The organism is Amycolatopsis sp. NPDC051371, from assembly GCF_040682155.1.
In the GTDB taxonomy this organism is placed as follows: domain Bacteria; phylum Actinomycetota; class Actinomycetes; order Mycobacteriales; family Pseudonocardiaceae; genus Amycolatopsis.
This window is the reverse complement of the sequence record NZ_JBFBAG010000111.1, coordinates 1-3,878: the sequence shown is the minus strand read 5'-3', so window position 1 is coordinate 3,878 and position 3,878 is coordinate 1. Positions and strand designations below refer to the sequence as shown.

Here is a 3,878-nt window from a genome sequence, read left to right as displayed (position 1 = left end):
GCCCGGTCCCATTCCGAACCCGGAAGCTAAGCCTGATAGCGCCGATGGTACTGCAACCGAAGGGTTGTGGGAGAGTAGGACACCGCCGAACTTACCTTCCGTACGGCCCGTTAGGATAGCCAGTTGGCTGCCCTAGCGGGCCGTACGCGTATGTCCAGAACAAGATTTTTTCCATGGCAGGAGGCCAGGTGTCCGAGTTCGGTCGACGAGACTCAGCGGATGATGGGTCCGGCCGGTCGGCACGTCGGGACGAAGGCTCCCGAGGTCGGTCGGACGCACCCCGGGAAGACCGGCGCGGTGCGCGGCAGGACCGCGGCGGCCGCGACAACACGCATCAGGGCCGGCCACGCCGGGACGACCACGGCGTCCGCGGCGGCGGCAAGCCGTTCCGCAGCGGCGATGGTCCCCGCGACCGCGACCAGCGCGGCGGATACGCAGGTCAGAGCCGTGACAGCGGCCGCACCGGCGACCGCGACGACCGCCGCGGCGGCTACCGCGACTCGGGTGACCGAGCCGGCAGGCCCAGCGGCGGCAGCAAGTTCTCCGGCGGCCCCTCCCGCTCGGGCGGCGGCCGGCCCGACGACCGCGGCGCCAGCCGTTCCGGCGGCCGGTTCGAGGACCGGGGCGGCGACCGGAGCGAGCGCTCGGGCCGTGGCTCCGATGACCGGGGCGGCCGTCCCGGTGGCAGCCGCCCCCAGGGCAAGGCGTCCTACGGCGACCGCAAGCCCCGCTGGGAGGACCGCGGCGGCTCGTCCCGTCGCGACGACGACCGCGGCACCCGTTCGGGTGGTTTCCGGTCCGATGACCGCGGTGGCAAGTCCGGCGGTTTCCGCTCGGACGACCGCAATCGCGGCGGTAGCGACCGCCGGGACGATTCCCGTGGCAGTTATCAGCGTCGTGACGACGACCGCGGCGGCCGCACGGGCGGTTTCCGTTCCGACGATCGCGGAGGTAAGACCGGCGGTTTCCGCTCGGATGACCGCAATCGCGGCGGAAATGACCGTCGCGACGATTCCCGTGGCAGTTACCAGCGGCGCGACGACGACCGTGGCGCGCGGACCGGCGGTTTCCGTTCCGACGATCGCGGTGGCAAGTCCGGCGGTTTCCGCTCGGACGACCGCAACCGCGGCGGCAGCGACCGTCGCGACGACTCGCGCGGCAGTTACCAGCGGCGCGACGACGACCGTGGCGGCCGCACCGGTGGGTACGGTTCGAACGACCGCAGCCGGACAAGCGACGATCGCGGCGGCCGCACCGGTGGTTTCCGCTCCGACGACCGGAGCCGTGGCAGCTCCGACCGCCGGGACGACTCCCGCGGCGACCGCGGTGGCTACCAGCGGCGTGACGATGACCGTGGCAGCCGGACCGGTGGCTTCAAGCGCGACGATCGCGGGGGTTCCGACCGCCGCGACGACGACCGTGGCGCCCCCACCGGTGGCTTCAAGCGCGACAATCGCGGAGGTTCCGACCGCCGCGACGACCGCGGTGGCGACCGCCGCGACAATGACCGACGTGACAATGACCGACGTGACAATGACCGACGTGACAACGACCGACGCGACAACGACCGCCGTCCGGCCGGCTCCGGCAGCGAAAACCGCGGGAGCTACCAGCGGCGTGACGACGACCGCGGCCCCCGCACCGGTGGCTTCAAGCGCGACGACAACCGTCCTGCCGGGCGGGACCGTCCTCGGCGTGACCCGCAGCCCCGGATCGGGGCTCCGCTCGACGACGAGGCCCTCGCCAGGGAACTCCTCGAAGCGCCGGAGCTGCCCGAGGACGTCGAGTTCTCCGACCTCGACGAGGACGCCCGCCGCGAGCTGAGGACCCTGCCGAAGGGCCTCGCCGAGACCGTCGGGAAGCACCTCGTCGCCGCCGGCGGGCTGATCGACAGCGATCCCGAGGCCGCCCTCGAGCACGCCAAGTACGCCAAGGCCAAGGCCTCGCGCATCCCGATCGTGCGGGAGGCGCTCGGGCTGGTCGCCTACCACGTCGGCAACTGGTCGGAGGCCCTCTCCGAACTGCGGGCCGTCCGGCGGATGACCCGCAGCGACGACCACATCGCCATCATCGCCGACGCCGAGCGCGCGCTGGGCCGGCCCGAACGCGCCCTCGACCTTGCGAAGGAGGCTGACACCGCGAAGCTGGCGAAGGCCGTCCAGGTCGAGCTCGCCATCGTCGCGGCCGGGGCCCGGCGGGACCTCGGGCAGCTCGACGCCGCCGTCGTCTCGCTGCAGGGCAACGACCTCAAGGCCGAGAAGCGCGATCCGTGGAGCGCGCGGCTCTTCTACGCCTACGCCGACAACCTCGCGGCCGCCGGGCGCAAGGAGGAGGCCGTCCGCTGGTTCCTCAACGCGGCCGAGGCCGACGCGGAGGACGAGACCGACGCCTCCGAGCGCGCCGCGGACCTGGCCAACGAAAACAACGAGAACGCCGAGAAGACCGAAAAGAAGGACACCGAAGAATCGGATGAGTGACGCCCTGCTCGCGGCCTACGACGCGGTCCTGTTCGACCTCGACGGCACCGTCTACCACGGCATCCGGGTGATCCCCGGCGCCCCGGAGACGGTCCGGGCCGCGCGTGAGCACGGCACGCCCGTCCGGTTCGTGACGAACAACGCGTCCAAGGCCCCGGGCGAGGTCGTCGACCACCTCACCGGCCTCGGCATGCCCGCCGACGCCGGGGAGGTGCACACCAGCGCCCAAGCCGGCGTGCACCTGCTGAAGGAACGGCTCGACGCCGGCGCCGAGGTCCTCGTCGTCGGCACGGAGTCCCTGTCCGCCGAGGTCGCCGGAGCCGGGCTGAAGCCGGTGCGGGAGAACGGCGACGGCGTCCGGGCGGTCGTCCAGGGCCACTCGCCCGACAACACCTGGGCCGCGCTGGCCGAGGCCTGCCTGGCCATCCGCGCGGGCGCGCTCTGGGTGGCCTGCAACGTCGACGCCACCCTGCCCAGCGAGCGCGGGCTGTTGCCCGGCAACGGGTCGATGGTCGCCGCGCTGCGCACCGCCACCGACGTCGTGCCGCTGGTCGCCGGGAAGCCGGAGCCGCTGCTGTTCGAGACCGCGGCGAAGTCCGCCGGTGCGGAGCATCCACTCGTCGTCGGCGACCGGCTGGACACCGACATCGCCGGCGCGGTTGCCGCGGGCATCGACTCGCTCGTCGTGCTGACGGGCGTCGCGACGCCGAAGCAGCTGATCGAGGCCATCCCGGCCGAGCGCGCCACGTACCTCGCGAAGGACCTCACGGCGCTCGAAGACAAAGCCGAGGACCTCAAGATCGGCCTGCGCCCAGGCTGGACCGTGACCGTGGAGAACGGCGTTCTCGAAGCAGCGGGCGACGGCGACGACCTGGACCTGCTCCGCGCGCTGTGCCACACGGCCTGGGAGACCGGCGTCACCGAACTCGGCGAGCGCGCCAAGGCCGTGCTCGCCTGACTGATACCGTTTGTGACGTGCAGGATCACCCGTACCCCGTCCCGGGCCCGCTGCCCGGAACGTTCTCCCAGCAGACCGACCCGCGGGCCGGCATCGACGAAGCCGTCGCCGGCTTGGACGACCTCGACGCGTTGCCACTCGCGGAGCACGTCGAGCGCTTCGACGCCGTGCACACCGAGCTGACGGTCGCCCTCTCCAGCATCGACAAGGTCTGACCACGGTGCCCAAGCGGGCGCGCCTCGACGCGGAACTGGTTCGGCGCGGCCTCGCCCGGTCGCGTGAGCAGGCCTCGGCGCTGATCCTCGGCGGCAAGGTCACCGTGCGCGGCATGGTGGCGGGCAAGCCCGCCACCGGCGTGGAGTCCGACGCGCCCATCGTCGTCCGCGACGAGGACGACCCCGGCTGGGCCTCCCGCGGCGCGCACAAACTGCTGGGCGCCCTCG

The 3,878-nt window shown here is 72.7% G+C and carries 5 protein-coding genes and 1 rRNA gene; 5 read left to right on the top strand and 1 reads right to left on the bottom strand.

The window, feature by feature from the left end:
- Nucleotides 1–91 (top strand): 5S ribosomal RNA (rrf, locus tag AB0M59_RS53475); the annotation flags it as partial.
- 121 nt (nt 92–212) lie between these two features.
- Here rrf and AB0M59_RS53470 read toward each other — a convergent pair.
- Entirely contained in the window at nt 213–1,919 is a 1,707-nt protein-coding gene (locus tag AB0M59_RS53470) for a hypothetical protein (protein WP_364632120.1), read from the bottom strand.
- Between the two features lie 39 nt (nt 1,920–1,958).
- On the opposite strand from AB0M59_RS53470, the gene AB0M59_RS53465 reads away from it, so the two are divergent.
- The 4 genes from AB0M59_RS53465 to AB0M59_RS53450 form a co-directional block, all read left to right on the top strand.
- Nucleotides 1,959–2,477 (top strand): hypothetical protein, encoded by a 519-nt coding sequence (locus AB0M59_RS53465; protein WP_364632117.1) that lies wholly within the window; start codon nt 1,959–1,961, stop codon nt 2,475–2,477.
- A complete protein-coding gene (locus AB0M59_RS53460) occupies nt 2,470–3,435 on the top strand; it encodes an HAD-IIA family hydrolase (RefSeq protein WP_364632115.1) in 966 nt (321 codons plus the stop codon). Before AB0M59_RS53465 ends, AB0M59_RS53460 begins: the two co-directional genes overlap by 8 nt.
- A 17-nt stretch (nt 3,436–3,452) precedes the next feature.
- Nucleotides 3,453–3,650, top strand: coding sequence for a hypothetical protein (locus tag AB0M59_RS53455; protein ID WP_364632112.1), 198 nt, complete (start codon nt 3,453–3,455; stop codon nt 3,648–3,650).
- Between the two features lie 5 nt (nt 3,651–3,655).
- Nucleotides 3,656–3,878, top strand: a 223-nt coding sequence (locus tag AB0M59_RS53450; protein ID WP_364632110.1) for a S4 domain-containing protein, incomplete at its 3' end; no start/stop codon positions are given.